3 protein-coding genes and 1 pseudogene are annotated in these 4,501 nt (G+C 74.7%); 1 reads left to right on the plus strand and 3 read right to left on the minus strand.

Annotated features, from left to right (window positions below; all coding sequences use genetic code 11):
• Positions 1-110: 110 nt before the first annotated feature.
• The gene (locus AB0H53_RS29000; RefSeq protein ID WP_362119616.1) at positions 111-1,622 is read right to left on the minus strand and encodes an SDR family oxidoreductase; all 1,512 of its coding nucleotides are present in this window, start codon (positions 1,620-1,622) and stop codon (positions 111-113) included.
• A 395-nt stretch (positions 1,623-2,017) separates the two neighbouring features.
• Between AB0H53_RS29000 and AB0H53_RS29005 the strand changes: the two genes are divergently transcribed.
• Positions 2,018-2,521 (plus strand): DUF2165 domain-containing protein, encoded by a 504-nt coding sequence (locus AB0H53_RS29005; protein WP_362119622.1) that lies wholly within the window; start codon positions 2,018-2,020, stop codon positions 2,519-2,521.
• A gap of 33 nt (positions 2,522-2,554) precedes the next feature.
• On the opposite strand, the gene AB0H53_RS29010 is transcribed toward AB0H53_RS29005, so the two are convergent.
• Positions 2,555-3,196, minus strand: a complete 642-nt coding sequence (locus tag AB0H53_RS29010) for a class I SAM-dependent methyltransferase (RefSeq protein WP_362119619.1) — start codon at positions 3,194-3,196, stop codon at positions 2,555-2,557.
• A gap of 368 nt (positions 3,197-3,564) precedes the next feature.
• Positions 3,565-4,501 (minus strand): annotated as a pseudogene (locus AB0H53_RS29015) (N-acetylmuramoyl-L-alanine amidase); the annotation flags it as partial.

A 4,501-nucleotide genomic window follows, 5' to 3' on the forward strand; every position in this document is an offset into this window, starting at 1 on the left:
GCACCCCGCCCAGCCCGGACACCCCCCCCACCCCCGCCCCCCCCGGCCCCCCCCGGGGCCCCAACCCCGGACCGGGCCCCCCCCGTCCGGTGCGCCGGACGGGCACGGGCTCAGGCTCCGGGGCCCCGCTCCGCCTCGGCCGCCGCGCGGGTGATGTTGCGGGCCATACCGCCGAAGACCAGGGCGTGGAACGGCGAGACGCTCCACCAGTACAGGTGCCCGAGCAGGCCGTGCGGGTGGAACAGGGCCCGCTGCCGGTAGCGGGTACGGCCGTCACGGCCGCGCTCCACGTACATCTCCAGCCAGGCCGGGCCCGGCAGCCGCATCTCGGCGCGCAGCCTCAGCAGCCGGCCCGGTTCGATCTCCTCGACGCGCCAGAAGTCCAGGGAGTCACCCGCGCGCAGACGGTCGGCGTCACGGCGGCCCCGGCGCAGGCCGACCCCGCCGACCAGCCGGTCCAGCCAGCCGCGCACCGCCCAGGCGAGGGGGAAGGAGTACCAGCCGTTGTCCCCGCCGATGGATTCGATGACCCGCCACAGGACGTGCGGAGAGGCGTCGACGTCCCGTTCCCGCTCATCGGTGTAGAGACTGCCGCCCGCCCAGTCGGGGTCGGTCGGCAACGGGTCGCTGGGAGCTCCGGGCACGGAGGCCGACGACCAGCGGGTGGATACCCTCGCCTCCCGTACGCACCGCAGGGCCAGGGCCAGAGCCTCGTCGCAGCCGATCGGCTGCCCCGGCGCGTCGGGGACGTAACGGGAGATGTCCCGCTCCCGGCACACCACCTCGTAACGCAGGGACTCGGCCAGTGGCCTGGCGAGCGAGGGCGGTACCGGGGTGACGAGCCCGATCCAGTGGCTGGACAGACCGGGGGTCAGTACCGGTACGGGGATGATCACCCGGCGCGGCAGCCCGGCGACCGCGGCGTACCGCTGCATCATGTCGCGGTACGTCAGGACGTCGGGGCCGCCGATGTCGAAGGCGCGGCTCACCGTGTCCGGCATGCCGGCGCTGCCGACCAGGTAGCGCAGGACGTCGCGCACGGCGATCGGCTGGATGCGGGTGCGCACCCAACTGGGTGTGATCATCACCGGGAGGCGCTCGGTGAGGTACCGCAGCATCTCGAAGGACGCGGACCCCGAACCGATGACGACGGCGGCCCGCAGCACGGTCGTGGGCGCACCCGAGTCGAGCAGGATCCTGCCGACCTCCGCGCGCGAGCGCAGGTGCGGCGAGAGCCGGTCCTCGGGCACGCCCGCGGGGGTGAGCCCGCCGAGGTACACGACACGCCGCACCCCCGCCTCACGGGCCCGGCGGCCGAAGATCGTGGCGGCGGCACGGTCGGTCTCCTCGAAGCCGGGGCCCGCGCCGAGGGCGTGCACGAGGTAGTAGGCGACGTCCACACCGGCCATGGCGCGGCCGACCGACCGCTCGTCGGCGACGTCCCCGCGCACCACCTCGACCCGGCCTGCCCAGGGGTGGTCACGCAGCTTGCCGGGTGAGCGGGCCAGACAGCGGACGCGGTGCCCGGTGGCGAGCAGGTCCGGCACCAGCCGGCCGCCGATGTAGCCGGTCGCCCCCGTCACCAGGCAGAGGGGGCCGGAGCCGCTGTCCGGGTACGTCATGGGATCTCCCAACCAAGTGCCGGTGAGCCGGTGAGCCGGTGAACCGCGCGCCGCCGGCCCTGTGCCGGTCGGCCGGGCGGTGCGTACCCCTCATCCTCCCTGCCGCCCGCGCCGGTGGAGGGACGCGCGGAACCTCTCCGGGCCGAACGGATGACGGCGACGCGGCGGGAACGGCCGCGGGCCGGAGGGACACGGGCGCCGCGCGGGCCCGCCCGCCCGGCTGCCCCACCCGCGTGCGTGTCGCAACGGGGTTCGAAACGGGGGCCGTTGAGCGACATACTCGTCCTCCTCGGCCCCGTTCGGCCGAGGAGGACGAGGGAGAACACATGGCGAAGGACGAGAACGGCACCGGAACGCGGCGGTCGGGGCTCGGCCGGGCCGCCCGGCTCGGCACGATGCCCGTGGCGGCGACGGCGCTGACGGGCACCGTGGCCCTCTACATGGCCCTGGTCGCCTTCGGCAACATCACCGACTTCGGCACCAATCAGCAGTTCGTGCGGCACGTCCTGGCGATGGACACCACCTTCAAGGACCCGGACCTGATGTGGCGTGCGATCGAGTCGCGGACCCTGCAGGACGTGGCGTACGTGCTGATCATCGTCTGGGAGACGCTGGCCGCCGTGCTCCTCCTGGCCGCGACCTGGTTCTGGGCCGTGGGGCTGCGCCGGGGAACGTACGGGCGTGCGCGCCGGACGAGCACACTTGGCCTGGTGATGGTGCTCCTGCTGTTCGGCCTGGGCTTCATGGCCATCGGCGGGGAGTGGTTCGCCATGTGGCAGTCGTCCGACTGGAACGGCCTGGACGCCGCATCACGCAATGTCGCCCTCGCGGCCTTCACCCTGGTGGTGGTGCACCTGTCGGCTCCCCGCCCGGGACCGCACCGGCCCGCGGAGGAGTGAGCGGGCCGGCCGCCGGGGTCGCACGAGGGGCATCTACCGTCCGCGCATCAGCAGATGGCCCCGGCGGTACCGCTCACCCTCGATCGGCTCGCGCAGCATCCGGCCCACTTCGGCGAACCCGGCCTCGCGGGCCAGGCCGGCGAGGCCGTCGACCGGCCACCGGTAGGCCGTGACCACCTTGTGGTCGAACGCCGTGACCGGTCCGCCCTCGGACTCGAAGAAGGCGAGCAGGAGGTGGCCGCCCGGCGCCAGGACCCGCCGGAACTCGGCCAGGTAGGACGGGAGGTCCCGCGGCGGGGCATGGATGACCGAGTACCAGGACACGATGCCGCCCAGGGTGCCGTCGGCCAGCTCCAGGGCGTCCATCGAACCGACCTCGAAGCGCAGGTCCGGGTGGGCCCGGCGGGCGAGGTCGATCATCACCGGCGACAGGTCGACACCGACCAGGACGTCCAGCCCCAGGTCCCGCAGGTGCGCGGTCACCTGTCCGGGTCCGCACCCCAGCTCCGCGACGGGCCCGGCGCCGCCGGCCCGTACGGCCTCGGCGAACGCGGCGAGTACCGCGCGGTCCAGCGGAAGGCCGTCGAGCCAGCCGCGTACCAACTCGGCGTAGCGGACGGCCACGGCGTCGTACGCCTCCGCCGTGGCGGGTAAGGAGGACGAGGGATCACTCACGGGGCACGACACTAGCGCCCCGCGCCGCGCGGGTTGCCGTGGCCCCTTCGGAACCGGTGCCGTCACCGGCGAGCGGCCCAAGGGCGCCCGGTCGGCCGGCACGGCCGGGGCGTCCCTCGTCGCCGGTCGCGCCGCGAAGCTGCCCCGGCCGGCCACCCCTCGGCCGCCGTGCTGGGCGGGTGGCGCAGCGGTGCGCGACCTCCGTGCGGCGCCCCGGGCGCCGGGGCGACGGCCGGCCGCGCGGCGGTACCGGCCGCCTCTGGGGGGTCACGCCGGTCTTGCCGGGCTCGCGTCACCTGGTGCCGCTTCCTGATCCGGCCCGATCGACGAGACACCCCCTAGCGGCCGGAGCGGGCCAGGCCGGTTCCGGTGAGCGGACTGGTCGTCGGTTCCGTGCCCGGATCGGCGGCCCAGGAGCGGATGGTCGGCAGCTGGTCGTAGAAGGCGCCGCCGGGGCATTCGGTGTTGTAGCCGTCCCGGTGCCCGTGGATGGTGGGGAAGGCGAGTTGGGCGCCCTTGGTCCAGCTCTTGCCGAAGTAGTTGGTCCCCTGGTCGCCCGCGGTGAGGGTGGCGGTGCCTGCCGGGTCCACCCCGTACTGGCCCAGTTTCCAGGCGGCCATCTTGGCGACGGAACTCATCGCGGCCTGCGGGGGAGCGGCGTCGGTGTAGGTGCCCAGGACGGAGATGCCGGTGGTCTCGCTGTTGAAGCCGTAGGCGTGGGCGCCCTGCACCGGACGGTCCACACCCCCCTTGCGGCCCTCGTAGACGGTGCCGCACTTGTCGACCAGGAAGTTGTAGCCGATGTCCTTCCAGCCGAGCTGGCCCACGTGGTACGCGTAGATGCCCCGCACCAGCCTGGGGCCGTCGGCGCAGGTGTAGGTGTTGGACTCGGCCGTGTGGTGGACCACCACCGCCTTGACCTTGCCGCCGGGCAGGTAGGTGGGCGCCTCGGGGCTGATCGACTCGTCCGCGCCCCAGTCGGCGCGTGAGGTGATCGGCGGCTGCGGCGCGGAGGACGCCGGTGCGGGTGGGATCGCCGTACCGGCGGTCGGGCCCGTCCCGGTCGGCGACGGCGGCGCGGACGCCGGCTCCGTGGGCTGCCCGGTCCCCCCTTCCGCCCCGGTGGGGCCCGTGGGTGCCATGCCGCTCACTCGCCCGGCGTCGGGGTCCACCATGTCCAGCCGCAGCCCGTCCGGCAGTCCGGCCCGCTTCGCGCCACCGGCCCGCACTCGCACCTCGACACCGTCGGAGGGACCCACCCAGGCCGGCTCCGTACCGCCCCGCGCGGCCCCGCTCTCACCCTGG

This window comes from Streptomyces sp. NPDC050856, from assembly GCF_040653855.1.
In the GTDB taxonomy this organism is placed as follows: domain Bacteria; phylum Actinomycetota; class Actinomycetes; order Streptomycetales; family Streptomycetaceae; genus Streptomyces.